The organism is Paenibacillus sp. O199 (genome assembly GCF_001636635.1).
GTDB classification, from domain to species: domain Bacteria; phylum Bacillota; class Bacilli; order Paenibacillales; family Paenibacillaceae; genus Paenibacillus; species Paenibacillus marchantiae.
Genome location: NZ_LGRP01000006.1, coordinates 270,427 through 292,716, shown reverse-complemented (window position 1 = coordinate 292,716; position 22,290 = coordinate 270,427). Strand labels below are relative to the sequence as shown.

Genomic DNA, 22,290 nt, shown 5'->3' with positions numbered 1-22,290 from the left:
GCTTTTTTACTTTTAATGATCATTCCTATGCGGGAAAATCACAAAAAAAATCACATTTCCTGCAATATAACTAAATCTGAATAATTCCAGCATAGTGAATTTTGATTTTTTCAGTAGCGTTCTTCTTCATTTTCTTAGTGACGTGCGTGTATATCTTTAAAGTTGTTTTAGCATCTTCATGTCCAACTCTATCCATGATTGTTTTCAGATCGACCTCCGCTTCCGCAAGCATGGATACATGCGTATGGCGAAAAATATGAGGGGTTGCCTTTTTCTTGATTGAAGTCTTTTTTAATAATCTTTGCATGCGGGTCATAATATTGGCTGGTAAAACTGGATATCCATTTGGACGAGCGAAAACAAAAGTGTTGTCATGATAATCTGGAATGCTTTTTTTATTTAAATCTCTGAACTTCTCCAAAGAACTAATGTGTTTCTCTAATGCAGCCATAATAGTATCAATAACATCGAATCTGCGAACAGACCCTGTTGTTTTAGGAGGAGTTAAAGACGCCAAACGCATATTATTCTTAGGGTAATAGAGAGTTTTTGTCACTCTAATTTCATTTGTCTCAAAAAAAAAGTCGCTATCTTTGAGGGCGCATAATTCCCCAGGTCTAAGTCCAGAAAAGGCTAACAAATGGAAGATTTCATTGTCCAAGTATAAACCATGCTCTTTTGCTGTCAACAGAAACTCTGCCAATTCCTCGTTTTCAAAAAAATTCTCTTCTATGGGGTCATTTTCAATTTCCTCAACAGTCAACAATTTGGCAGGGAGTTTAACTTCTGAAAAGGGATTCTCTGTTATCCACTTATTTTTTATTGCATATTTCATTACCATGTTTGCAACTGAATGAGCTCCTTTAATCGTACTTATTGAGTAACCATTATCATGCATATCATTTACGAGGTCTTCATGGATTTTATAAGTCAATTTGTTAATCAATTTTTTATCATAGTAACGGAGTAAAATGTTAACCGAATTTTGCCTTGTCTCTATGGTTTTCTTTTTAACCTTAGTTTTGGAGTATGCTCTTAACCAGTCCCTAGATGCATCTTTAAAATAAATCTTATTATTTTTAACAGTTGGATCGTGTTGAGACTTAATATATTCTTTAAGAGATTCTTGAGCACGAGCTAATGCTTCTTTTTGTGTATCTGCCCTTCGAGGTATTTGCTTTCGTTTACCTGTTAATGGATCAGGAGGGCCCTCCAATGTACAAATCCACTTATATCCTTGTTTATTGTTTGCTTTGATTTTTGTGTACGATGCCATGTTGGTCAGCTCCTTAGAGTGCACTAGTCTGATTTTTTAATTGTAGGAGAAGTCGTAATGACTCGGTTGATGGTTGATTTGGTCTTGATGAACGAAATAAGGCAACAGCACTTTGAATTTTAAGCTTCATAAAATCGATATCTTCCCGGTAGGTGTGATATTCTTTGTGCAACCTAGATGCGATTTGTTCAGCGCGATCTGCAGCCAACTAAATCGGCACTCTAAACTCTTTCGCCAGAAGTCCGATATATTCACTCTCGGTCATTTCTAAGGTCGTAGGGAGAAGGTAAAAGGGCATAGAGGCGATCAATCTAAGGTTCACTGTGTACTCCTGAAGATCAACAAAAAGCCCAGGTAGCTCATCCTGATGGCCCTCGTGACGAACGATGTGAGCAAGCTCGTGAAAGAAGTCTGCTCTCTGTTGTGCCACTGAATTTTTTTTCAGAAATATTACGCCTCCCCAATCCTCCCAATGAGATTTTGGTTTGCTATTGTAGTAAATGATATCTGCCCCCAAAGAGCAGCGATTTGATCAATATCCAGTTCATGCTGATGGTTAATTTCAAGGAGCTGATATAAATCGCAGATCAACAGTTCTGTATTTGTTGGATCATAATATGGCAACATTATCCTATCTCTCCTTATGTAACAGCACATATGTTCGGTTGAATGTGTGAAAGAAAAGCCCCGAAGGGCTATACAACACTGAAAATATGTAAAACGAATCTTACAATGAATCTATAACTTCCTTATATTTATTGAACTGATCTTCAGGCAATGCACCAGGGATTTGTAGAAGTATGTTATCTTTTGCATACGTCCATGAACGAAATAATTCAGAGGTTTGTCCCATTTCTTCGTAAAATTTCTGTAATTCAACAAGATCAGCGTTGTTATTGAAAATAAAGATATGCCCTGAAGGTGCGTCCTTATAGACTAAGCCATTCTCTCCGCTACCTTCTTGTACGGAAGAACCGTTCATCGAAGGTAATTTAAATCTAACTACTTCACCGTCCTCAGGATTTAACTTAATGCTATCTTCTTGAAGGATCTTCTCTGGGTTTTCCGCTTCCACACTTGAAGTCTTCAATTTTGAAATAACGTCGTCAGCAGTTACTGAACCCCCACTACTACACCCTGCAATAAGAAGTAATGCTCCTAAAAAAATGAGGATTGGCAACCCCTTTCTCATGCTTGTTATCTCCTCTCGTATGTTTTAGTAGTATATGTATATATGAACATCACTCCGATAATCGTAGCTACACGAGGTGATGAGACTGCTACTATTAGTCAGCCCAATTGGCAGTATGATAGTTGTAGATTTGGACGAGACAAGCAGAAATGTCTATAAATTTAAAGGCTTTTGACTACTCAAAAGGGGTAAACGGTCATTTTTATTTGATAGCATTCGTATTATAATTATGGTGAAATCAGGGCGGTAAAATTAATACATAAGTTGTTAAATGTTAGGAGTGGTATATATCAAAGGTAGCAGAAAAGTGCGACATAAACTTTAGTATCTACTAAAGTTTTGGCCGGATCGGGAGGATATCAATCCTCCATGCCGCAAGAATCACAATCAATCAGGAATTTCACGCCAAGTATAAAGTAAATCTGAATTTGGCAATCTCATCGCTTTAGCAATGGTATAGGCAGTGGCTTTAGTCATCATTGATTTATTGTTTGCATATTGACTGAGTTGACTCTCAGCTATGCCAGTAATGATGTGAACCATACGCTGTGAAACTCCTGTTTGGATATACAATTCTTTCAAGCGGCAACGATCCGGTTCATACCGCATCGCGCTGCTCCTTAAAAGTCTAAAATTATTAAGGGAATTATTTACCTTGTATACGAACACATGTTACTATAATAGATACAAACACTTGTTCTCATAATGGGAACAAATTCAAGAACGGAAGTGACATCATGGATGATGAGTTTAAGCAGATCATTGAAACTATAGAGCAATTGCATGATGCAAATGATGAAGAGATTTACGATTACATCAAATCAAGATTAAAGGAAGAACTAAAAAATGATCACAGGTCCTTATAAACCAACTTAATCATAGCTTCCAATTTTTCTGCCACAGTGGGATCTGTTAAGTCGAGATTGTATTTCTCAACTAGATCCCCTATGATCTTTTCTGTTACTTTCTGAGGCATATCTTCTTTGTCATTTACAATGGAATATTTTCTATTGTTCGTTCTGCCTAAAAGATAATCTGTTGAAGTATTGAAGAGTTCAGCAATCTTCATCAAAGTTTTATCTCGGGGAATTCTGCTTTTGCTCTTTGACTCGTATCCTGCCACTGTTGGGCGTTGTACACCCAAATGATTAGCCAATTCATCTTGGCTCCATCCTTTTTCTTCTCTTAATTCCTTTAAACGCATTGAAAAAGTCGCCACTGTATCACCACCGGAACATTATATGTTCATTCTATATTTATTTGTTCCTAAAAGAAACGTAGATTAAAGGAACAATACTATTGACAATGTTCCGTAAAGGAACTATAATCCATTTATAAGTTGTTCCTAAACGGAACGAAAAGAGGTGATCTCAATGAGAACAGCATTGTGCAAGAGACGTGAGAAGCTTAATCTTACTCATGATAAAGTTGCCAATAAGGCAGAAATATCAAGAGCTTATTACAGCAATATAGAAGCAGGCCGAAAAGATCCATCATTGAAAGTTATGAAAAGAATAGCTGATGCTCTTGGTGCAAAGGTAGACGTCCTTTTTTTTGACCAGAAAGTTCCGAAAAGGAACGAAAGGGGAGCTGGTTAAAATGTCTATGACACTTATTGACACTATGGAACTCCAACAAATGATTACTTCAGCTGTGCAGGCAGCGGTTGAACAAACGAAGATAACCAATAAATATCCTGCTCTCATGGATAAGAGTCAAATGATGGAATTTCTCGGAATAGGAGCGACCAAAGCGTCTGAACTTCTCAATAGAGAAGACTTCCCAGTGATTCGTGAATTTGGTCGCCCAAAAATACCGTTCCATTCATTAATGCTCTGGATTGATGAACACACAGAATGGATTCGGACAAATGCTACAGATTATCCCAATCGGCAGGGAGGAATTGCCTAATGCCATTACATTGGCACCGGAAATCTTCACCAGCCGCTTGTGCTGCAGGAGCTGCCGTAAGGGTTCTGCTTCAAGGATTGGAGCCTGATACGGCACTACAGCAGACCTTATATAACGGTCGTCATACAGACAATCCGGAAGATATTACGTTGGATGAAATAGTTTCACTGAAGGAAACAACCCGCGCTCACCTTGAGCAAATAAGAAAATCCGCCGGAGCTGTACCGGCTGCCGGCGGACGATGAAGGGATCAGGGGAAGACCTTACAAAACAATATTACATCAGCCCTCTGTCCAAAATCATCTAAACGAATTGGACAAAGGAGACCTAAAAAATATGTCAATTGGACACTTTCCCGGTGCATTAGAAGAAGTTATGAAACGTACGGGTGACACTCTGGCAAAGGCTGGACAAGCAGTGCATATGGATGGCTCACAGATTGGAAAGGTCATCAAGGGGACACGTAATCCTTCGAAAGAACTAATGCGTAGTGCAGCTGAACATTACGATGACGGCCAGTTATACATTGCAGCAGCTGGGGAAGTCACAGGCGGTGCGTTTGCTCCCTGGCTGGACAATGTGGATCTACATAGGGCATCGGTGCTGTTCAAGACAGTTGAAGAAATGAAAGAAGTGTTGGAGCTGACGTCTGAAGCGCCCATCAGCAAAACAGTTGATCAACTAACTGAAGCGGATCGCATCATTATGAAGCGGCTGCTGATGGAGACGGTCGAAGCAATCACGGCGCTAACGCATTTCGCTGCTGTGTTGTGTAAGGAATATTCGTTTTCATGGTTTGGGACGTGGAAAGAACATCGTGCGGATCTGAAAGCTAAAAAATATATGAAATGAGGTAGATTGAATGACTCGTGAACAGTTGGCATACGAAGCGCTACAGGCTGGAAAGAATTCAATGCACAATTTGGAAGTGATCCGGAAGCAACCCGAAAAAATGTTGCCTGGACAAATGGAGAACGCAGAAGAATATCTGAACCGAATGATCCGGTTCGCGGAAGTGGAAATGAAAAATGCCCGCCTGGCACGGCGGACACTCACGTTGAGAACTTGGTTGAAGTCTCTTCTGCTGCTCATTTTAACCGCTCCCTCTGATAAACGCAAGGGGGAATCGGTATGAAAGATCAATTATACATCCAAATCATCATCAATTACGTTGAGTCAGCCAAGGCCCTACGCGAGAACACGGCAGCAGTAACATCTTTTAATGGATCAATTCAAACATCTGATTTCGAGTCCCTTTGGCAGGAGAGGGAACTAATCTTTCATCGCTGGCACAATGCGGCTGAAAGCTTAAGAAAATTACCACCGGAATACATGGCGCAGGCTGTGGTGGAGATTGAAAAGATTTAACACGATTCAAGTTATGGACAAGCCATTGTCGGCCTTGTCTCACTGCTTGCGGGACGGGTTTCATAACCAACTCCCGTTCCGTTGGCGGTGAGATGCGGCTGACGCATCAATACATATGAAGGGAGGATAACCCGTGCAAATCATTCATCGGCTGACCGTTGTCAGCAATCCCACTCGTGTTTTTGAAGTGGGTACCGAGATTGACGGTCGTGAAGTGATCGAAATCAAACAAGTTGGTTCTGAATACGAGGATCATGTTCATTCGGAATATTATGTACTTGATGAAAACGGCCAACTGATCACCAGCATTGAGAATGCCCCGGTGATTATCGATTGGAAGACGATCGCAGAAGATGGGGAAGCACCCCGCAGTATCTTCACAAAAGAAAAATAGCCCGTTGCAGCGGGCTATCTCAGAACATTGAAAATTAAATATGGATACACGGTCATCTTACCATGGGTGGCCGTGCCAAACAAGGAGGACGTTATGAGTAAAACGACTGCAATTACTGTCGACTTATCCGCTCAAACCATTGACGCTGCTGTAAAGCCAGCGATGCACTACACGCCAGCAATACTTTCTGTCTCGGGCACATTTGGTTCCGTTGAACTGATGGCCGATGACGATCAACTTGCGGCTGTAGCGGATGCAATCAGCCAGCACTTCAAATCAAAGGAGAAGAGCGCATGAGACAAATTACATTGATTTCTCTGACCCTTCGCAATTTTAAAGGGTTACGGGATTTTGTATTGGAAGCTGACGGTCGCAGTATTGCTGCTTACGGTGACAATGCCACTGGAAAGACAACGTTGTTCGATGGGTTCCTGTGGGCATTGTTCCATAAGGACAGTCAGAATCGGACGACCTTTGAAATTAAGGGCCTGGACGAACAGGGGCGCGTAGCTGAACACGGCTTGCAACATGAAGTCGAAGCGGTTCTGATGGTTGACCGTCGTCGGCGTTCTTTCAAAAAGGTGTACTACGAAAAATTCACCAAGAAACGCGGTGCTGCTATTGCTGAATCCAGTGGTCATACAACGGATTATTACGTTGATGGGGTGCCAGTCAAACTCAGTCAATACACTGCAGAAGTCGATGGGCTGATCAGTGAGGACATATTCAAACTCCTGACAAGTCCTTCCTACTTTAACGAGATCCTTAAACCGGATGCGCGCCGCAAAGTGCTTCTGGAAGTGTGTGGGGAAATGACGGATGCCGAAATCATTGCAAGTAGCAAGCAACTCGCGCCATTAGCTGACATTCTTGGAGATCGAAGCCTTGAGGATCACCGCAAGGTAATCGCAGCTCGTCGATCAGAGATCAATAAGGAACTGGAGAAGATCCCGGTTCGCATCGATGAAGCTCGCCGGAGCATGCCTGACGTATCCGATCTGGACGCTGAACTGCTTCAGGAGGACATCGAAACGATGCGCGGCAGGGTCGATATCAAGACAGCCGAACTTCAACGGATTCAATCCGGTGGTGAATTGTCGGCTAAGGAGATCCGCTTGCGTGAAATCAATGCGGAGCTGGCCGAAATCAAGCAAGTGATTCAGGCGGATAGCTTGCAGGCAGTTGCTGATCAACGTGGATGGGTCATGCAACTAAAAGGCGAATCTAGTGAACTACAATCCCGGTTGAACGCGGGACAACGCGAGGCAGAACGTTATAAAGGACAGATCAATCGTATTGATAGCCAAGTTAAAAGGCTGCGGGCTGAATGGACGTCACTTGATAGCCTTCAGTATCCGGTTCACGAACACGAACATGATGCCAATTGCCCAACATGCGGGCAAACACTTCCGGATGATCAAGTACAGTCTGCTCAGGATAAAGCCCTTGAAGCCTTTAATCTGGATAAATCCAAGAGACTTGAAGCGATTAGTGCAGATGGCAAGCTGGCTGCAGCAGAGAAAAATGAACTGGAAAAGGCATTGAAAGCACTTGAAGGCGAGTTGACCAATCTGCAGGACGAAATTGCTTCAAAGGCTGCAGAAGTCATGGCAGCAGAAGCGACCCTGCAAAGCCTGCAAACCAACATTGCTGATCCTGCTGACAATACCAAGTATCAATCCATTCAACGAGATGGAGATCAAGTCCGTGCTGAAATCGAGCAGCTACGTTTTTCTGCTGCAGATGCTATGGGCAAAGTACAAGCTGAAATCCGAATCCTTCGCGGTCAGGTTGACGACCTGGAAGCGGACAAAGCGAAGCTGACGACTGTTGCGGCTACTGAAAAACGTATTGCTGAGCTGGCCGAAGAGGAACGCAAGCTCAGTTCTGAATTTGAGAAATTGGAACATGAGTTATTCCTTACCGAAGAGTTCACACGGACGAAGGTTAGCATGTTGGAATCCAAGATCAATAGCAAATTCAAGCATGCACGATTCCGGTTGTTCGAAGAGCAGGTCAACGGCGGTCTGAAAGACGTTTACAAGACACTGTATAACGGCGTGCCGTATGAAGGCGGCCTGAATAACGCTGCTCGAATCAACGTTGGATTGGACATCATCAACACGCTTGGACAGCATTACGGATTCTCGGCCCCGATTTTCGTGGACAATGCCGAAGCCGTGACGCAGCTCATCGATACAGATGCCCAAGTGATTCGACTTGTGGTATCTGAAGGCGACAAGAAGCTCCGTTTGGAGCATAACATCCAGGAGGCGATTTAATTGAGTACACAAAACCAACAAGCTCCCCAAACAGGGGAGCAAACTATTGCTAAAACGGAACCAACGCAATCTGAACGTTTCATGACGAAAGTCATTTCCGAGTTTGGTTCAAGCGTTGGTGAAGTTGCTCTTACCAACTTCCAGAAACGCCTTGCACAGAATTACTTCATTGCACTGGATGCAGTGCTGAAGACTGCAGAAGAAAAGCGCCTCAAAAAATCTGATCAGTATCGTGATCCTGTGGCTATGACGTGGGCGAACGTGAACATGGATAAGTTGTCACGGGATGTAGTTGCTTATGCTCGTATTGGTTTCGATCCAGCGCAGCCGAATCATATTAGCTTGATTCCTTTTAAAAACAACAATACAGGTAAATACGATATCGGCTTCATCGAAGGGTACCGGGGCCTTGAACTTAAATCAGTGAAATACGGTCTGGACGTTCCGGATCATGTAACTGTTGAACTGGTTTACTCCAATGATTACTTTGCACCTATTAAGAAAGATGCAAATCACCCGCATGAAAGTTACGAGTTTGAAATTAAAAATCCATTTGATCGTGGCACTATCCTTGGGGGATTTTATTTTCACTCATACATCAGAACCCCTGAGAAAAACAAGTTGGTGATGATGACCCTCAAGGAAATTGAGAAACGTAAGCCAGAAAAAGCGAGTGTTGAGTTCTGGGGCGGAGAGAAAGACGTTTGGGAGAATAAGAAAAAGGTTGGTAAGGAGACAGTTGAAGGATGGCACGAAAAAATGTGTTGGAAGACCGTTTATCGTGCGGCGCACAACGATATCACCATTGATTCACAGAAGATAGACGATGATTATCTGCGCTTGAAACAGATAGAGAGCGACTTGTCAGATGCTGAGGTTTCAGAAGAGATTAAAGCGAATGCAAATCGTAACGTAATCGATGTTACCCCGCCACACCTGGATGATGTTCCTAATGACGATCAACCTTCAGGTGATGGTCAGCCTGAAATGACTTTCGGTGATGAAGAGTCTTCCAGTGGAACAGGACCCGGATTCTGATGATAGAGATTACTTCTCTCGGCTCCAGCAGCGCGGGTAACGCCTACCGGATTACGGACGGGAAAACCCCGCTCCTGCTGGACGCTGGGCTACGGTATAAGGACATTCAGCGCGGTCTTGCCTTCCGCGTGTCGGAGCTGGCAGGATGCCTTGTGAGTCATGATCATGGCGACCATAGCATCGCTATCAAGGATCTGATCAAGGCAGGCGTGGACATTTACACCAGTTCCGGTACCGCTGAAGCCTTACGGATAGACAGTCATCGTGTGCGGCGTGTATCGGCACTTGAGCCATTCACCATTGGTACCTGGTCAATTCTACCCTTTGATGTTCAGCATGACGCAGCGGAGCCCTTGGGGTTCCTCTTGGCTAATACAGCAGGGGACAAGCTTCTGTTCGCGACAGATACCTATTATATTAAGCATCGATTTACTGGCCTGACTCACATCATGGTGGAGTGCAATTATTCTATTCAGATCCTTAATCAAAATATTGCCGCTGGCCGTGTGCCGGCGGTCATGAAACATAGATTGTTACGTTCTCACTTCTCGCTCGAGAACGTGAAGGAATTCATCCGAGCAAATGACATGCGGCGTGTGCAAGAGATTCACTTGCTACACCTCTCCGACAACAACAGCGACGAAGCATTGTTTAAACGGGAAATAGCGGCCATTACAGGCAAGCAAGTATATGTAGCGGGTAGGTGATCGCATGGACGATTTGACAGGCAAGCCGCTTCTCAAAAGCATGATGGGCAAACGGATATGGCAGCTGTTTGATACAGACAAAACAGCATTTCAACGGGAAACACGAGCGTACTTTGAACGTGGTTACCCGGATTGGGAGGTCAAGCGGGTCAAATATCCGCACGTATTCTTGCAACATAGAAAGGGGCACTGAAAATGCCTAAGGTAAAACAAATTTCTGTCGGTGCTTCATTTACGAAAAACCTTGGAAATTTCCAAAGCCTGAAGGTGGAGGCAACCATCGTTATGGAGTTGCATGACGGAGACGATCCGAGCGTTGCTTATGAAGATGCTTGGGCAAGGGTACAAGAGCAAGTCCGAAATGGATTAGGGAAGGGGCAACCAAAGTGAATAGCACTAAACAAAACAGAAAAGCAGTGTTCAACCAGTTGCAACAAATGTTTGAAGATGCCGCAATAGAAGGGCCGGAGGCTATCCAGTCCCATTTAAGAGACGTCGCTTTCTCGTTGGGGGCACAGGCTGCAGTGTCGTCAGAACCGGATCAAATGCCGCAAGCTATTAATGATTTGGTTACTCAATTTGGTCGTGGAATCCAAACCATTATTCAGGAGATAACAGGCAATGAAAGTAAGTTTGATGTCGCTGTTTACGCTGTTCAACAGAAATAACATTTGTTTATGGAACTGAAATCACGGCTGCTACGGGAGGGGGAGACGCAAGTGACCGAGACAGCCAGACCGACCCTTTCCGGGCTTCTGGAACAATTTGAAGCCATTGGCGGGCCGGAGGAATTTGGTCCTGAAGGGATAGCCATAATGGTTGCCTTATGGCGACGCAGTGCAAAGCTTGGATGGCGTAAGGCATGGAAAATGACCAATACGGATCTCATGGTACAAACGGGAATCACGAACAAAGGTACGCTAAATGCTCATCGGAAAAAGCTGGTTGAAGCAGGATTGATTGCTTACATTCAACCGCCAAGAGGACAATCCAAAGGAGATTACAGTGTCGAATTCGACTTGTTGGGTGTCGGAGTGGAACAAAATTTGAACCACTTCGATAGCTACTCCGAAGAAGTAGGACAGAAAGTGGAACAGAATTTAGACCACTTTGACGGGGTAGGTGAGAAAGTGGAACAAAATTTAAACCACTTTCCGCAAGTAGAACAAAAAGTGGAACAAATTTTAGACCCTGTATTAAAAGATCTTCTTCTTTCTTCTTCTGCTTCATCATCTGCTACTACAGACGCAAATCAAATTGATCGTCCACCTGATCCGGGGTATGAATCATTTTACTCTGCTCACAAGCGAGTGTTTGGATTCGAGTGCAATCCATTCCAAGCACAGCAACTTATCGTTTACATCGATGAGGACAAAATGGACGAGGCTGTGGTCATACGTGCAATGGAACGAGCGGCATTGGCTGCTATAGGGTATAGGTTCACCCTTATTACCAAAATCCTTGGTGACTATCTAAGGTCTGGGGCTAAGACGATTGAAGCAGCCAAAGCGCTGGACGATGCTTTCGAAGCAAAAAAGGGTTCCTCAGTTACAACAGGTTCGGTATCGAGTGGTCGGAGACAACAACCGTCAAGGCAGCAGCAAAAGAGAGACAGTCTACAGCAACGGTTGAGGGAGGAGGAGGCACGTGGAAAAGGCTGATGTTATTCGTTTGTTCATGGTCATCACTGATGAATATCCGAATTTTGATGACAGTGATGAAAACGTGGATCGCCATCTCAAGGCGCTGAAAGATTTCTCTTTTGAAACGGCTGTACAAAACGTTCAACGGCACATCGAGACAAACAGTTTTTACCCCAAAATCTCTGAGATACGGGGGTTTGCTGCTGATCAGGCTACGAGAGAACGAGAGCTGGAGGCAACCAGAGCGTACCTGGATCAACGAGAAGCTAACCGGGCAAAGGCAACACTGCCCCCCGCAGGATGGAAGGATGGTTTACTTGCAAAACTTCGCAATACCAGGGATTGATCTGCCACAGAACATTGAGACTGAACAAGCCATATTGGGTGCGGCTCTCATCGATGTTGAAATGGCTGAAGAAATCGCCACTAAACTTGATTCAGATGAATTCTTCAGCGCAAAGCATCGCTTGATTTTTCAATCACTCGTGGAACTGGCAGAGAATCAGGAACCTGTTGATTTGGTAACAGTGGTCGGGAGGCTCAAAGACAAGGGTGAGCTAGATGATATTGGCGGTGTAACTTATCTTTCCGAATTGGCAGGTTCAGTTCCAAAGGCGTCCAGCGTTGATCACTACAATCAGTACATCCATCAGCTGAAAGACACAGCGATTCGTCGGGATTTCATCCGGACAAGCATGCTGCAGATTCAACAAGCTGCGGCAGGGACTGAGGTTCCAAAACTGTTGGCTAGTGCTCATCAAACTAATGCGAAATTGGCAGACAGAGCAGCGCCTGAAAAAGACTTCAAGCCGATTCAATCAGTGTTGGTCGAATTCGTGGAAACGACTGAGACCAAGGCAACCAACTTGAAAAATGGCATTGTCACGGGCTTACAAACAGGTTTCGCTGATCTTGACGGCATCACAGGCGGTCTACAAAAGACGGATCTTATTATAGTCGCAGCTCGGCCATCCGTTGGTAAGACTGCTTTTGCACTCAACCTCGCACAGAACGTGGCAATTAAAACGGATGAGACTGTAGCGATTTTCAGTTTGGAGATGTCAGCGGGTCAGTTAGTGCAGCGGATGGTCAGTGCAGAAGGTAACTTGAATGCCAGTGTGATGAAGAGCGGGGATTTGATGGATCAAGACTGGACAACCCTCGCAGATGCGGTTGGCACATTGGGCGCAACTAATATTTTCATTGATGATTCGCCAGGTATAACGGTTCAAGACATTTGTTCTAAATGCCGCAGGCTCAAAAAGGAAAAGGGTCTTGGGCTGATCGTCATCGATTACCTGCAGCTGATTGAGGTGACCGGACGTTCTAAAGCTGGCGAGAACCGGCAGCAGGAAGTTTCCCTTATCTCTCGGACATTGAAACAATTAGCCAAAGAAATGGATGCTCCTATTGTTGCCCTCTCCCAGCTCAGCCGGGCAGTAGAACAACGTCAGGACAAACGTCCGATGATGAGTGATCTTCGCGAATCGGGTTCCATCGAGCAAGATGCCGACATCGTATCGTTCTTGTACCGGGACGACTACTACAACCAGGATTCGGAGAAGAAAAACATCATTGAAATCATCATAGGGAAGCAGCGGAATGGTCCTGTCGGTACTGTGGAGCTGGTCTTCCTGAAACAATTTAATAAATTTGTGAATTATCAACGCACTCATAACGATTCATTCGGGCCTAAACCGCCACAACCAAACGATATAGAACAACGCCAATGGGCATAAGGAGAATGGCCATGAAGCAAGGGAAACGGCCTACAAAACGGCAGAAAATTGAGATTAAGGCTAATGGCTTGAATGCAGAGAACTGGTTGGTTGAAAGGGATTTGCCAGACCAAATGGTCATTGTTCATCGCTTCTCAGGTAAGCCAAGAACTATTCGGCGGGGAGCATGATGGGCAGTCCTTATACCAGATGGTCCGTGTCAGAGTACATGAGGCATCGATTCATGAACACGGGACAAGTTCCTGATCAGGACGAGCTGCAGGCGGAATTCGCGGGGATTGATCAGACTGAGCTCCATGAAGGGATCGCTGAGTTTGATGCAATTGTCGGAACTGGAGGTGCAGCATGCGAAAGCTGATTGATCCGCACCATCAGACACATTTGAGTTACGACGTACGCGGTGACGATGGTCGGAAACTGGCTGAAATTTTTGTCATTCGGCGGGACATGCTGCCGGTACGGCAACGCAGAAAAGTAAGTGTGAAAGGACAGAAAGCCAAATGATCACTTTTACGGTATATGGGGAACCAGTAGCACAGGGGCGACCCCGAGCTTCCACGCAAGGCGGGTTCGTGAGAATGTACGACCCTGAGAAATCGAAGGATTACAAGGATTATGTCCGACTGGCTGCCGCCGAACATGCACCGGGTGCATTGTTGGAAGGGCCGCTCGGAATGATGCTGACAGTGTACAGGTCAATTCCTAAATCCTTCAGCAAGAAGAAAGCAGCATTGGCTGAGGTCGGGGAGATCCGGCCAGTCAGCAAGCCAGACGTGGACAATTACCTGAAAGGCGTAAAGGATGCACTTAAAGGAATCGTCTGGAAGGATGACAGTCAAGTGGTCGAAGTGTTTGCTCAGAAGCGATACAGTTCCCGACCGCGTATCGAAGTGAAAATCAAGGACTTATCAAAATCATAAAATTCGAGGAGATGAATGATCATGGCAAATGATTTCGCAAAATTTATGGCAACTACGGACAAAAAAATTGTATTCGGTGATAAGGATGTTGAGCTGAAGCTGACGATTCCTCACAAGGTGGCGCAGCAAAACCTTCAATTCCTGACAGGCTGCTTGAACAAAGAGATTCATGTCATTCTGGGAGATCCGCAAGCCGCATTTGATTTCGATGACGAAGAACGTGATGATATGTACCGCAAATGGAATGGTCATCGCGTGACCACTGATCAGTCTGGTGTAGTAACGCGGATTGAGAAGCAGGGAGATGAACCCGAGCAGGACGAGAACCAAGCTCAGATGTTTGGGCCAGACGGTGAGCCGATTCAGCCTCAGGAACCGACCGGAGACGGTCAGGAATCGGAGAATGAGAACGAACATCCTACTGTTCCGCCAACAGCTGGCGATGATCCGGGTAGCGATTCGGATGATCCTTACGGTGATAACGATAACGATGATATTCCGGACTGGATGAAGGAAGGCGGGGATGATCAGTCCGGATCGAAGGAAATGGACTTTACTTCTGAAGGTGGAGAAGGTGAAACGGAGCCGCCAATAGATGAACAGCAGGAAGTGAAGCAAGATCCACCTGCAGGTGATGCAGAAGGGTCTTCTGGTGAAATCGACAAGGATGCACTTGAACAATACATCATCACTGAACGTCCTGCCTACCCCGACATGCAACTTGATTTCCCTAATCTCTTCGAACAGAAGCGGGACCAAGGAGTCACATGGCGTGAAATCGCTAATAGCGTAGGCATGACCTCTGGACAATTCAGCGGCAAGCTGACCAAGTACAAAGAACGAGTAAAAGAACAAATGGCAGGTAGCGGAGTAGCTTAAAACCCTTAATATAGCAGCGTTCCCCGGTCGAAAGTTGGCGGGGGTGACCTACTGCATGTATCAATTGGAACGTATGATCGCAGAAAGGGGCGGTTTCTATATGAAGATTGCCAGATATCCGATACCCGTCACGTGTTCTTACTGCAGCAGTGACGTTATCTATACCATCAACGCAGCGATTTACGGTAAAGAGTATGGTAACGGCCGGGTGTACAAATGCACCGGTTGTGACGCTTATGTGGGTGTTCACACAGGTACAAGCATTCCGCTCGGACGTTTGGCCAACCGGGAGTTGCGGCAGCTCAAAAAGAAATGTCATTCCCTGTTCGATCCCGCTTGGAAAGGGAAGAAGGTTAAACGCCGCCAGGCATACAGCATCTTGGCCACGAGGTTAGGCATACCCGTTAATGAATGCCATTTCGGGTGGTTCGACAAGGATCTGCTGATTAAGGCTATTGTTGTCATGCAGGAACCTGATTGGTACAAGGGGGAGACAGCTTGATGGCCATCTCACCGAAGGTAATTCAGTTAATCGATCAGAAACTTGCACCGTTAATTCGAACCGGCTGCCGCATCGATCAGATCAAGATGGTATGCGCTGCAGGTACGGAACTGGTACAACAAGGATCAGTTGAAACGGGGTTTGGTAAGTTGCGGGTAGAGCCGAGTAATTTTGTGCCGCAGGGTAAGTCATATCTGATCGAAGATCGGTACCGAGGATTCACATGGGTACGAAATTCAAAAGACAAGCAGTCGGAGGATGAACGATCATGAGTATTAAACGAGATGTGAACGGATATATGATTATTGACATTCCAGCAGGTGGGCAGCTCCTATGGGCTGGAGAGGATCGGGTGTTGTTCGCTAGACCGAATGAAGATTGCACACCGTTGACTACTGATCCGAACGATCATTTAGAGGATGTCCTCGAAGCACTGGAACATTCACTCAATGAACAGGAACGACTCGCGGGGAGAATGGAACAATCACATAGAGACGCTGTACACGCCCGTGTAAAACAGGAAGAGGCTGAAGAAGAAAGAGATAGAGCCATTCAAGAACTTCGGGACTACAAGGCCAAACGCGGTGAGAATCTTGGTGAAATGTTGGATGCACGTGCTGAAGTTGATCGGCTCCGCAAGAAGCTTCAAGATTCACAAGTAAAGTGCGATTCACTTATGCACGTAGTTAAGGAAGTGTCTGAATTGCTGACCTGGAAGTATAGAAACAGGGAAGTAGCTAGGGAAGATGCAGTTAAAGTGATTTACTCCTGGCTGAAAGATAACAAGCCTGCTGCATTTCAAGAAGAGAAGGATGGGTCGAGATGACAGACTACCAAAAAGTGAAATCAGAAGTGTGGACACAGGAGCGAATAGCGGAACACCTGAAAGCAATTGGTGCTGAATATCCCCCGGAGCCACCCAAGAAGGGAGTAAAGAGTGTTACGGCTCCACAACAGCGCAACGGTAGCCAGAAGTATTACAAGCGAGGAGGTGAGTGGTAGGTTTGGATAGAGATTATAGAGCATTGCTTCTCCGATACGGTTATCCGGAAGAATTGGTAAGAGGATGGACATCAGATGATTGTGAAGCGGAGTGGATGCAATTTTGCAGCAAGGTCATTCCAGAATAACGAAAAGACCCCCAAATCCTTGGCCGGGCCGGGGGTCAATTCAAATAAGAAATTCAATCCTCTTGACATTATAACATAAAGGGGATTGAGGGGAATGGCGATGGTATGGGGTCAAGGGGAGCTCTTTGCAAAAGCATCTAAACAGGAAATCCAGCGAACAAAGTTCCTGCTCGATAAATATACAGATATGGTCTCCTTGATGAGAGACTTTGATCAATTCGAGCAGGATATGCAACAAGTAGGCATCGATGGCGAAGCAGCTCGCCGCATCGATCAGACAGATTTGCATGCTGACAAAACGGCAAACGCTACGATTCTTATAGAGAAACAACGCTGGGTGTACAAAAGATATGACTTCTATACACACCAGTTGGAAAGGGCGCAACGTCTAATTAAAGACGAAGAAGCCCGTAAGGCAGTTGACTACAGATACATCCAAGGCTACTCACGCAAGGAAACGATACTCTTCTTCAGGCGTTCCCTCAGTGATAGTACCATCAAGCGGAAGATCGATGAGGGTATTGAGAGCGTTGGCAATACATTGAAGCTTATCGGATTCTTTGAGCAAGATGATGCAAATTTCTAACTCTAAAAATAAAGAAGCTAAAATCCAGTTGGATTTTAGCTTCCATATAAGAAGGTCAAATAGGACTCTGACCTTTAATTTTTAATTCCCACCCATAATTGAAAACCTTATTATTATTAGACTGATTTATAAAACTCGTTTGAACTTTGAGACCTACTTGAGATGCCAATCCATCTTCAAGAACTTCTACCCAACTTGAAGGAGGGGTTACTAAATATGTTTTACCAAAATCTACAAGTGTAAAATTTCGGGAACAATCATATTTTTGATTCTTTGCCTTGGTGTCGATTCCTGGACCAATTTGAATTACTTGACATGAATTTGTACCTGTGGGTTTAGCATTATTGGTGCTCCAATTGGTGCCTTTATCATACCGATAGTAAACTTTATCCAAGCCGTTGTATATGAATCGATTTTTAGTTGTTGCATGATAGTACAGTGTGATTGTTAAATTAACTGTATTTTCGCTATTTTTGTTAGTGCCTGTCCAATGAAATTGGTCAGCATTCACTACCATATCGGTCTTGAATTGAGTAACTACTTCGCCTGTTTCAATATTTTGTAAATCTCTGTAGATATATGTCTCATTCTTTATAATTTCATAATCTACTTCTTCTGTAGAGTTGGTAGATTGAGATGTACTAAAAGTATTAGTATTAGTTTCATAATCAGGGTTGAAGCTACGTCCCTCTACTTGCATATCAACTTTATTACTTTCGTCAGCGGTATCATATTCCTTAATTACTTTGAAGCCTTCCGGAACGGTTGATTCATTAGGAAATACTTCTCCGTTTGGTGAAGCGGCTGCAACGGAGACGGAGCCAAATAACATCGTTGTTGCTAATAATGTACTAAATAACTTCTTTACTTTCCTCATCTTATCTCTCCTAAATTTTGGATTTTTATTTCATTTCTTAATTAACCTAAGTCCCAGTTATTGAATCAAAATTCACATTTTAGGTTATAATTAGGTAGGAGGGAAATAACATGAGAAAAATATTATCGTTATTTATTTGTTTGACTTTTCTTTTGATTATTTTAGGCGCATGTGGAAATGGTGATATTAAACATATTAAAAGTGAACACTGGGATGTCGCATTCCAGAGATCAACAGGATCATTTGGCATCACATATATTGGGGATGAGACACAAATAAATGATCTGGTATATGGTGTGACTGGTACGAATATCGACCAAGAGGGTAAGGCTTATGGCACAAAGGAAACACCATTTAAGATTTCTGGATTGGTGACCGATTCTGATAAAACCAAAGATCCAATCATATTTAAAATTGATTGGAATGGTAAAAGTGAGAGTGTAACTTTCGAATAAACTGAATTGTCAAACGAGCCTTAAAGAATTTAAGGCTCGTTTGACTTTAGTACAACATTATATTTTCAGAATTTTGAACCTATAATGACCCAATAATGGTTTTTCTTGAGACCATTTTGAACCCCACATGACCAATTTTCCATGATACATTAGGAGCATAGAAAAAGGCGCGAATGAAACGCACGGCTGCACAATGCGGCACATGACCGGGGCGTTCCTCTTCTCGCTTTTTCTTATTTTCTTTGAATAGGAGATTAACATCGTATAATATGTTAAGAATGAATTAATGAAAAAAAATACGAAAGTTAGGTGCTCCTACTTGAAGAAGTTGTTATTTGTAACAGACCTTTATTATCCAGCTAAAGGCAGAAACTATTATGAAGAAGACCTGTACCTCACTTCCCAGCTTAGAAAAGAGTTTGACTTGATTATTTGCCATCCGGAGGATGTCGAGAGCTTCGAGGATGTTGTAGATTTAATCGTCTTTCGAAATGCAGGTCCTGTTGCCAATTTTAAAGAAAAGTATCAAGCTTTTCGCAAGAGAATAGTGGATAAGCAATTAAATACTTACAATTCATTTAATGGCAAAGCAGATATGAATGGAAAAGAATATTTGCTGGAATTAACAAATATGAATTTCCCTGTTATACCCACGATAGATTCCGTTGAAAATGTTAAATATCTACCTGATGTTGAACACTTCATTGTTAAACCAAAAGATGGCGCTGATTCAATCGGAATGAAGCGAATTTCTCAAGAAGAACTAACTAATGAGATTGATAATGAAAACAATAGTATCCTAGTACAGCCGTTTATCCCCTTTGAATACGAGGTATCCTTTTACTTCATTGACAAGGACTTTCAGTACGCATTGTATGCACCGGATAAAGAGAAACGTTGGGAATTGAAAGAATATACACCTACTGAACAAGATTTATCTTTTGCTCAAAAGTTTATTGATTGGAATAACATTGACTGCGGTATTCAACGTGTGGATGCGTGTCGCACACCATCAGGAGAACTACTATTAGTTGAACTGGAGGACTTAAATCCTTATCTGTCTCTGTTGGAACTTTCTCCTGAAACTCGCGCCGAGTTTATTCGAAATATGAAGGATTCTTTAATAAAAGCCTTGAAGCCTAATCCTTTAGGATAAACCCATATCATTCGGTTGATAGTAACGAAATGATCGTAAACATGTCGAGGCAAAGTACGCTAGGGTCTAATTGCGAAATAGCAAGGGATAAGCAGGAAACGACGGGTTTGTTCCAAATCATCGGGACTCACCCGTTTTCTGTTCCTTGACCCGCTTTTGGTATCTTCAGTAAAATGGTCTTGTTCTTCCTCTATAGTTACAAAGTTCGTATGCTTTAAAGCGAAGAGCGCAGCGTTTTTGCGGCGACCGTCCGGGCGCATGCTTTTAGGACGTAACAACATAATACATAACACATTTAAAGTCGTTCCTTCGCGGATCGGCTTTTTTTTATTGGAGGTTTATATGATTAGCGGCAGAAGACGTAAAAGGAAACGGGCACGACCCAGAAAGCAGCCAGAGAAATGCAAAGGTTGTGTATGGGGCAGATGGGATGGAGTGAAGCAGTTCTGTAGTAGACCAGTTTGTCCAAAAGAGGTAAAATATCCCTAAACAACATAAGAAGGGATGTTACCAGATGTCAGATCGAGATGTAGTTTATGAAATTCTAAAGGTTATTCAATCAGGCAAAGAGCCGAAGAAAGAAGATATCGGAGCAGATAAGGAATCATTCCATGAATGGATGGAACAGATTCACGATGATAAACTTGCTGAAAGCATATCTTTTTCCAGGGGCGGATCGACCAACAAGATTCTAATCGTCTTCGCTAATGGTGCAAAACTTACTAAAGCTGGTCGAGAATACGTCGAACTTAAAGAGGCAGGAAAAATTTAAGATTGAGGAGGTTAAAAAATGGATTTTAAAGTACCGCACTTTGATTTACCAAGTTTTGAAGTGGTGAAACCTGTCAACACGCCAGCAGAAAATACCGCGAGTGAGTTTTACAAGAAAATCGTTAGAATGATCAATAACTTTGATCAGAGTTTGGACGATTCAAAAGAAGTAGGGGTAAGGTTAGTTTCTTATGGTCAAGCACTTACTTTCCATATCACAGATGTAAGCTATGAAAACCCTAGCTTGATTATGTTCAGTGGCATCTTAGATAATGGTGACCCTGTACATCTAGTACAACACGTTACCCAAATCAGTTTCTTGCTTACGGCAATGCAGAGAAAAGAACCGGAAGAACCAAAGAGACAGATTGGATTTAATACCACGACACCTTAACGGGTGTTTTTCTTTTGCTCTCATATGACGAGATGTGAGCCGTTTTAAGCTTGATTCAGTGAGAACGTCCGTTTGCAGGCGCAAGTCCTTTGAAGAGCGGAGAACAGCATCTGAGTGAGTGTACGCATGCATATGATGGTCACCCAATCGTTGAAACCAACTCAACACTAATAAAGGGAAACGAATATGGAATGTCTAATATAATTACTAGATTCTTAAGGAAGTGAGGATACATAAATGAATATTATTAATTTATTGAATAACGGTTTGTATAGTTCAATGAGAATTGCAGGAAGCGAGTTCTGGGAAATCGATGAATTGTTTAATGGAAACATAAGTTATGATTGTTTCTGTAAAGAATGTGGGCGAGATAGCGTGTTTCATAAGTTGAAAGATACAGGACCTAAGACCATTGGTGTAACTCCACAAGTAATTGATTTTTCAGATAGCATTCCATATGGCAAAACTGTTTTTAGAACTCTGACTTTGAGATGTACGAGGAAAGAGGATCACTTTGTAACATTTTATTTTTCTGTTTATAAAGAATTGACTAATTACATTGATTTTATAAAAATTGGACAATTCCCCACAGTTGCGGATTTATTAAGTGCAGACACTAAAAAATATAGATCTGTTTTGGATAAAACAGACAATCATGAATTAAATAAGGCTATAGGTTTATTTTCTCATGGGGTTGGAATAGGTTCATTTGTATATCTCAGAAGAATTTTCGAAAAATTAATTGAAAAAGCACACCAAGAAGCTATCAATGATCCACAGTGGGACGAGTCACTTTTTTTATCTGCCAGAATGCATGAAAAGGTAGCGCTTTTGAAGCAGCACTTACCTGAATTCCTTGTAGTAAATAGAGTAATATATTCGATTCTTAGTAAAGGGGTACATGAACTTACAGAGGAAGAGTGCTTAAAGGCGTTTCCTATAGTCCGAATTGGTATTGAACTAATCTTAGATGAGGAATTGGCTAAAAAAGATAGGGATAAAAAGAAGCGAGAAGCTACCCAAGCATTAGCATCACTACATCAAGAATTAAAATAAGTCACTCTATGAGT

40 protein-coding genes are annotated in these 22,290 nt (G+C 43.2%); 33 read left to right on the top strand and 7 right to left on the bottom strand.

Annotation, left to right across the window (positions count from 1 at the left end; genetic code table 11):
- Positions 1-70: 70 nt before the first annotated feature.
- The 6 genes from A6049_RS12095 to A6049_RS12075 all read right to left on the bottom strand — a co-directional run bounded on the left by A6049_RS12095 (position 71) and on the right by A6049_RS12075 (position 3,687).
- A complete protein-coding gene (locus A6049_RS12095; RefSeq protein ID WP_063564872.1) occupies positions 71-1,276 on the bottom strand; it encodes a tyrosine-type recombinase/integrase in 1,206 nt (401 codons plus the stop codon).
- A 208-nt stretch (positions 1,277-1,484) separates the two neighbouring features.
- Positions 1,485-1,706: a M78 family metallopeptidase domain-containing protein gene (locus tag A6049_RS34490; RefSeq protein WP_063564871.1), complete on the bottom strand. Its 222-nt coding sequence runs from the start codon at positions 1,704-1,706 to the stop codon at positions 1,485-1,487.
- Positions 1,707-1,726: 20 nt separating this feature from the next.
- On the bottom strand, positions 1,727-1,903 hold the full coding sequence (locus A6049_RS33740; protein WP_205412010.1) for a hypothetical protein: 177 nt from the start codon (positions 1,901-1,903) through the stop codon (positions 1,727-1,729).
- Positions 1,904-2,003: 100 nt separating this feature from the next.
- Positions 2,004-2,468: a hypothetical protein gene (locus A6049_RS12085; protein ID WP_063564870.1), complete on the bottom strand. Its 465-nt coding sequence runs from the start codon at positions 2,466-2,468 to the stop codon at positions 2,004-2,006.
- Positions 2,469-2,855: 387 nt separating this feature from the next.
- Entirely contained in the window at positions 2,856-3,077 is a 222-nt protein-coding gene (locus A6049_RS12080) for a helix-turn-helix domain-containing protein (RefSeq protein ID WP_063564869.1), read from the bottom strand.
- A 241-nt stretch (positions 3,078-3,318) separates the two neighbouring features.
- Entirely contained in the window at positions 3,319-3,687 is a 369-nt protein-coding gene (locus A6049_RS12075) for a helix-turn-helix domain-containing protein (protein WP_063564868.1), read from the bottom strand.
- Positions 3,688-3,841: 154 nt separating this feature from the next.
- On the opposite strand from A6049_RS12075, the gene A6049_RS12070 reads away from it, so the two are divergent.
- The 28 genes from A6049_RS12070 (at position 3,842) to A6049_RS11950 (ending at position 17,567) form a co-directional block, all read left to right on the top strand.
- Positions 3,842-4,066 (top strand): helix-turn-helix transcriptional regulator, encoded by a 225-nt coding sequence (locus A6049_RS12070; RefSeq protein WP_063564867.1) that lies wholly within the window; start codon positions 3,842-3,844, stop codon positions 4,064-4,066.
- A 1-nt stretch (position 4,067) separates the two neighbouring features.
- Positions 4,068-4,379 (top strand): hypothetical protein, encoded by a 312-nt coding sequence (locus A6049_RS12065; protein ID WP_095206064.1) that lies wholly within the window; start codon positions 4,068-4,070, stop codon positions 4,377-4,379.
- Positions 4,379-4,624, top strand: coding sequence for a hypothetical protein (locus A6049_RS12060; RefSeq protein WP_063564866.1), 246 nt, complete (start codon positions 4,379-4,381; stop codon positions 4,622-4,624). Before A6049_RS12065 ends, A6049_RS12060 begins: the two co-directional genes overlap by 1 nt.
- Positions 4,625-4,715: 91 nt before the next feature.
- The gene (locus A6049_RS12055; RefSeq protein ID WP_063564865.1) at positions 4,716-5,231 is read left to right on the top strand and encodes a helix-turn-helix domain-containing protein; all 516 of its coding nucleotides are present in this window, start codon (positions 4,716-4,718) and stop codon (positions 5,229-5,231) included.
- A gap of 10 nt (positions 5,232-5,241) precedes the next feature.
- Positions 5,242-5,514, top strand: coding sequence for a hypothetical protein (locus A6049_RS12050; protein ID WP_063564864.1), 273 nt, complete (start codon positions 5,242-5,244; stop codon positions 5,512-5,514).
- Positions 5,511-5,747, top strand: a complete 237-nt coding sequence (locus A6049_RS12045) for a hypothetical protein (protein ID WP_063564863.1) — start codon at positions 5,511-5,513, stop codon at positions 5,745-5,747. The genes A6049_RS12050 and A6049_RS12045 overlap by 4 nt, the downstream gene beginning before the upstream one ends.
- A 133-nt stretch (positions 5,748-5,880) precedes the next feature.
- Entirely contained in the window at positions 5,881-6,141 is a 261-nt protein-coding gene (locus tag A6049_RS12040; protein ID WP_063564862.1) for a hypothetical protein, read from the top strand.
- Between the two features lie 72 nt (positions 6,142-6,213).
- Positions 6,214-6,438, top strand: a complete 225-nt coding sequence (locus A6049_RS12035; protein WP_145921920.1) for a hypothetical protein — start codon at positions 6,214-6,216, stop codon at positions 6,436-6,438.
- Complete coding sequence (locus A6049_RS12030; RefSeq protein ID WP_063564861.1) at positions 6,435-8,423, top strand: AAA family ATPase; 1,989 nt, start codon at positions 6,435-6,437, stop codon at positions 8,421-8,423. The genes A6049_RS12035 and A6049_RS12030 overlap by 4 nt, the downstream gene beginning before the upstream one ends.
- On the top strand, positions 8,424-9,461 hold the full coding sequence (locus A6049_RS12025) for a recombinase RecT (RefSeq protein ID WP_063564860.1): 1,038 nt from the start codon (positions 8,424-8,426) through the stop codon (positions 9,459-9,461).
- Entirely contained in the window at positions 9,461-10,168 is a 708-nt protein-coding gene (locus tag A6049_RS12020; RefSeq protein ID WP_063564859.1) for an MBL fold metallo-hydrolase, read from the top strand. Before A6049_RS12025 ends, A6049_RS12020 begins: the two co-directional genes overlap by 1 nt.
- Before the next feature lie 4 nt (positions 10,169-10,172).
- The gene (locus A6049_RS12015) at positions 10,173-10,361 is read left to right on the top strand and encodes a hypothetical protein (protein WP_063564858.1); all 189 of its coding nucleotides are present in this window, start codon (positions 10,173-10,175) and stop codon (positions 10,359-10,361) included.
- A gap of 2 nt (positions 10,362-10,363) precedes the next feature.
- On the top strand, positions 10,364-10,558 hold the full coding sequence (locus A6049_RS12010; RefSeq protein WP_063564857.1) for a hypothetical protein: 195 nt from the start codon (positions 10,364-10,366) through the stop codon (positions 10,556-10,558).
- The gene (locus A6049_RS12005) at positions 10,555-10,836 is read left to right on the top strand and encodes a hypothetical protein (RefSeq protein ID WP_063564856.1); all 282 of its coding nucleotides are present in this window, start codon (positions 10,555-10,557) and stop codon (positions 10,834-10,836) included. Before A6049_RS12010 ends, A6049_RS12005 begins: the two co-directional genes overlap by 4 nt.
- Before the next feature lie 51 nt (positions 10,837-10,887).
- On the top strand, positions 10,888-11,829 hold the full coding sequence (locus tag A6049_RS12000) for a DnaD domain protein (protein WP_063564855.1): 942 nt from the start codon (positions 10,888-10,890) through the stop codon (positions 11,827-11,829).
- On the top strand, positions 11,816-12,157 hold the full coding sequence (locus tag A6049_RS11995; RefSeq protein WP_063564854.1) for a replicative helicase loader/inhibitor: 342 nt from the start codon (positions 11,816-11,818) through the stop codon (positions 12,155-12,157). Before A6049_RS12000 ends, A6049_RS11995 begins: the two co-directional genes overlap by 14 nt.
- A complete protein-coding gene (dnaB, locus tag A6049_RS11990; protein ID WP_240321376.1) occupies positions 12,129-13,550 on the top strand; it encodes a replicative DNA helicase in 1,422 nt (473 codons plus the stop codon). Before A6049_RS11995 ends, dnaB begins: the two co-directional genes overlap by 29 nt.
- An 11-nt stretch (positions 13,551-13,561) precedes the next feature.
- Positions 13,562-13,720: a DUF6906 family protein gene (locus tag A6049_RS33615; protein ID WP_162842437.1), complete on the top strand. Its 159-nt coding sequence runs from the start codon at positions 13,562-13,564 to the stop codon at positions 13,718-13,720.
- A gap of 53 nt (positions 13,721-13,773) precedes the next feature.
- Entirely contained in the window at positions 13,774-13,908 is a 135-nt protein-coding gene (locus tag A6049_RS34395; protein ID WP_275078626.1) for a hypothetical protein, read from the top strand.
- Positions 13,896-14,054 (top strand): hypothetical protein, encoded by a 159-nt coding sequence (locus A6049_RS33240; protein ID WP_161490579.1) that lies wholly within the window; start codon positions 13,896-13,898, stop codon positions 14,052-14,054. The genes A6049_RS34395 and A6049_RS33240 overlap by 13 nt, the downstream gene beginning before the upstream one ends.
- On the top strand, positions 14,051-14,470 hold the full coding sequence (locus A6049_RS11980; RefSeq protein WP_063564851.1) for a RusA family crossover junction endodeoxyribonuclease: 420 nt from the start codon (positions 14,051-14,053) through the stop codon (positions 14,468-14,470). Before A6049_RS33240 ends, A6049_RS11980 begins: the two co-directional genes overlap by 4 nt.
- 21 nt (positions 14,471-14,491) lie before the next feature.
- Positions 14,492-15,349: an ICP22 family protein gene (locus A6049_RS11975; RefSeq protein WP_063564850.1), complete on the top strand. Its 858-nt coding sequence runs from the start codon at positions 14,492-14,494 to the stop codon at positions 15,347-15,349.
- A gap of 55 nt (positions 15,350-15,404) precedes the next feature.
- Positions 15,405-15,851: a zinc-finger-containing protein gene (locus A6049_RS11970; protein WP_205412009.1), complete on the top strand. Its 447-nt coding sequence runs from the start codon at positions 15,405-15,407 to the stop codon at positions 15,849-15,851.
- Complete coding sequence (locus tag A6049_RS11965) at positions 15,851-16,123, top strand: hypothetical protein (RefSeq protein ID WP_063564849.1); 273 nt, start codon at positions 15,851-15,853, stop codon at positions 16,121-16,123. The genes A6049_RS11970 and A6049_RS11965 overlap by 1 nt, the downstream gene beginning before the upstream one ends.
- Positions 16,120-16,677 (top strand): hypothetical protein, encoded by a 558-nt coding sequence (locus A6049_RS11960; protein ID WP_063564848.1) that lies wholly within the window; start codon positions 16,120-16,122, stop codon positions 16,675-16,677. Before A6049_RS11965 ends, A6049_RS11960 begins: the two co-directional genes overlap by 4 nt.
- Positions 16,674-16,853 (top strand): hypothetical protein, encoded by a 180-nt coding sequence (locus tag A6049_RS11955; RefSeq protein WP_063564847.1) that lies wholly within the window; start codon positions 16,674-16,676, stop codon positions 16,851-16,853. The genes A6049_RS11960 and A6049_RS11955 overlap by 4 nt, the downstream gene beginning before the upstream one ends.
- A 2-nt stretch (positions 16,854-16,855) precedes the next feature.
- On the top strand, positions 16,856-16,981 hold the full coding sequence (locus tag A6049_RS34390) for a hypothetical protein (protein ID WP_275078625.1): 126 nt from the start codon (positions 16,856-16,858) through the stop codon (positions 16,979-16,981).
- Positions 16,982-17,075: 94 nt separating this feature from the next.
- Positions 17,076-17,567, top strand: a complete 492-nt coding sequence (locus tag A6049_RS11950; protein WP_063564846.1) for a hypothetical protein — start codon at positions 17,076-17,078, stop codon at positions 17,565-17,567.
- A 55-nt stretch (positions 17,568-17,622) separates the two neighbouring features.
- Here A6049_RS11950 and A6049_RS11945 read toward each other — a convergent pair whose 3' ends face one another.
- Entirely contained in the window at positions 17,623-18,444 is an 822-nt protein-coding gene (locus A6049_RS11945; protein WP_063564845.1) for a hypothetical protein, read from the bottom strand.
- A gap of 110 nt (positions 18,445-18,554) precedes the next feature.
- On the opposite strand from A6049_RS11945, the gene A6049_RS11940 reads away from it, so the two are divergent.
- The 5 genes from A6049_RS11940 (at position 18,555) to A6049_RS11920 (ending at position 22,276) form a co-directional block, all read left to right on the top strand.
- Positions 18,555-18,899, top strand: coding sequence for a hypothetical protein (locus A6049_RS11940; protein ID WP_063564844.1), 345 nt, complete (start codon positions 18,555-18,557; stop codon positions 18,897-18,899).
- Between the two features lie 319 nt (positions 18,900-19,218).
- Positions 19,219-20,055: an ATP-grasp domain-containing protein gene (locus tag A6049_RS11935; RefSeq protein WP_063564950.1), complete on the top strand. Its 837-nt coding sequence runs from the start codon at positions 19,219-19,221 to the stop codon at positions 20,053-20,055.
- A 514-nt stretch (positions 20,056-20,569) separates the two neighbouring features.
- A complete protein-coding gene (locus tag A6049_RS11930) occupies positions 20,570-20,827 on the top strand; it encodes a hypothetical protein (protein WP_063564843.1) in 258 nt (85 codons plus the stop codon).
- Between the two features lie 18 nt (positions 20,828-20,845).
- On the top strand, positions 20,846-21,220 hold the full coding sequence (locus A6049_RS11925) for a DUF6173 family protein (protein ID WP_063564842.1): 375 nt from the start codon (positions 20,846-20,848) through the stop codon (positions 21,218-21,220).
- 237 nt (positions 21,221-21,457) lie between these two features.
- Positions 21,458-22,276, top strand: a complete 819-nt coding sequence (locus A6049_RS11920; RefSeq protein ID WP_063564841.1) for a hypothetical protein — start codon at positions 21,458-21,460, stop codon at positions 22,274-22,276.
- Positions 22,277-22,290: the final 14 nt, after the last annotated feature.

Bases quoted from the DNA above. Each gene is read 5' to 3' on its own strand.
- A6049_RS12010 (WP_063564857.1), top strand. From the start codon at position 10,364: ATGCCTAAGGTAAAACAAATTTCTGTCGGTGCTTCATTTACGAAAAAC.
- A6049_RS12060 (WP_063564866.1), top strand. From the start codon at position 4,379: ATGCCATTACATTGGCACCGGAAATCTTCACCAGCCGCTTGTGCTGCA.
- A6049_RS11930 (WP_063564843.1), top strand. From the start codon at position 20,570: ATGTCAGATCGAGATGTAGTTTATGAAATTCTAAAGGTTATTCAATCA.
- A6049_RS12070 (WP_063564867.1), top strand. From the start codon at position 3,842: ATGAGAACAGCATTGTGCAAGAGACGTGAGAAGCTTAATCTTACTCAT.
- A6049_RS33740 (WP_205412010.1), bottom strand. From the start codon at position 1,903: ATGTTGCCATATTATGATCCAACAAATACAGAACTGTTGATCTGCGAT.
- A6049_RS12015 (WP_063564858.1), top strand. From the start codon at position 10,173: ATGGACGATTTGACAGGCAAGCCGCTTCTCAAAAGCATGATGGGCAAA.
- A6049_RS11950 (WP_063564846.1), top strand. From the start codon at position 17,076: ATGGCGATGGTATGGGGTCAAGGGGAGCTCTTTGCAAAAGCATCTAAA.
- A6049_RS11940 (WP_063564844.1), top strand. From the start codon at position 18,555: ATGAGAAAAATATTATCGTTATTTATTTGTTTGACTTTTCTTTTGATT.
- A6049_RS12085 (WP_063564870.1), bottom strand. From the start codon at position 2,468: ATGAGAAAGGGGTTGCCAATCCTCATTTTTTTAGGAGCATTACTTCTT.
- A6049_RS34395 (WP_275078626.1), top strand. From the start codon at position 13,774: ATGAACACGGGACAAGTTCCTGATCAGGACGAGCTGCAGGCGGAATTC.
- A6049_RS11965 (WP_063564849.1), top strand. From the start codon at position 15,851: ATGGCCATCTCACCGAAGGTAATTCAGTTAATCGATCAGAAACTTGCA.
- A6049_RS11980 (WP_063564851.1), top strand. From the start codon at position 14,051: ATGATCACTTTTACGGTATATGGGGAACCAGTAGCACAGGGGCGACCC.
- A6049_RS12095 (WP_063564872.1), bottom strand. From the start codon at position 1,276: ATGGCATCGTACACAAAAATCAAAGCAAACAATAAACAAGGATATAAG.
- A6049_RS33240 (WP_161490579.1), top strand. From the start codon at position 13,896: ATGCGAAAGCTGATTGATCCGCACCATCAGACACATTTGAGTTACGAC.
- A6049_RS12045 (WP_063564863.1), top strand. From the start codon at position 5,511: ATGAAAGATCAATTATACATCCAAATCATCATCAATTACGTTGAGTCA.
- A6049_RS12030 (WP_063564861.1), top strand. From the start codon at position 6,435: ATGAGACAAATTACATTGATTTCTCTGACCCTTCGCAATTTTAAAGGG.
- A6049_RS11925 (WP_063564842.1), top strand. From the start codon at position 20,846: ATGGATTTTAAAGTACCGCACTTTGATTTACCAAGTTTTGAAGTGGTG.
- A6049_RS33615 (WP_162842437.1), top strand. From the start codon at position 13,562: ATGAAGCAAGGGAAACGGCCTACAAAACGGCAGAAAATTGAGATTAAG.
- A6049_RS12080 (WP_063564869.1), bottom strand. From the start codon at position 3,077: ATGCGGTATGAACCGGATCGTTGCCGCTTGAAAGAATTGTATATCCAA.
- A6049_RS12020 (WP_063564859.1), top strand. From the start codon at position 9,461: ATGATAGAGATTACTTCTCTCGGCTCCAGCAGCGCGGGTAACGCCTAC.
- A6049_RS11920 (WP_063564841.1), top strand. From the start codon at position 21,458: ATGAATATTATTAATTTATTGAATAACGGTTTGTATAGTTCAATGAGA.
- A6049_RS11955 (WP_063564847.1), top strand. From the start codon at position 16,674: ATGACAGACTACCAAAAAGTGAAATCAGAAGTGTGGACACAGGAGCGA.
- A6049_RS11960 (WP_063564848.1), top strand. From the start codon at position 16,120: ATGAGTATTAAACGAGATGTGAACGGATATATGATTATTGACATTCCA.
- A6049_RS11970 (WP_205412009.1), top strand. From the start codon at position 15,405: ATGTATCAATTGGAACGTATGATCGCAGAAAGGGGCGGTTTCTATATG.
- A6049_RS12050 (WP_063564864.1), top strand. From the start codon at position 5,242: ATGACTCGTGAACAGTTGGCATACGAAGCGCTACAGGCTGGAAAGAAT.
- A6049_RS12065 (WP_095206064.1), top strand. From the start codon at position 4,068: ATGTCTATGACACTTATTGACACTATGGAACTCCAACAAATGATTACT.
- A6049_RS11975 (WP_063564850.1), top strand. From the start codon at position 14,492: ATGGCAAATGATTTCGCAAAATTTATGGCAACTACGGACAAAAAAATT.
- A6049_RS11945 (WP_063564845.1), bottom strand. From the start codon at position 18,444: ATGAGGAAAGTAAAGAAGTTATTTAGTACATTATTAGCAACAACGATG.
- A6049_RS12055 (WP_063564865.1), top strand. From the start codon at position 4,716: ATGTCAATTGGACACTTTCCCGGTGCATTAGAAGAAGTTATGAAACGT.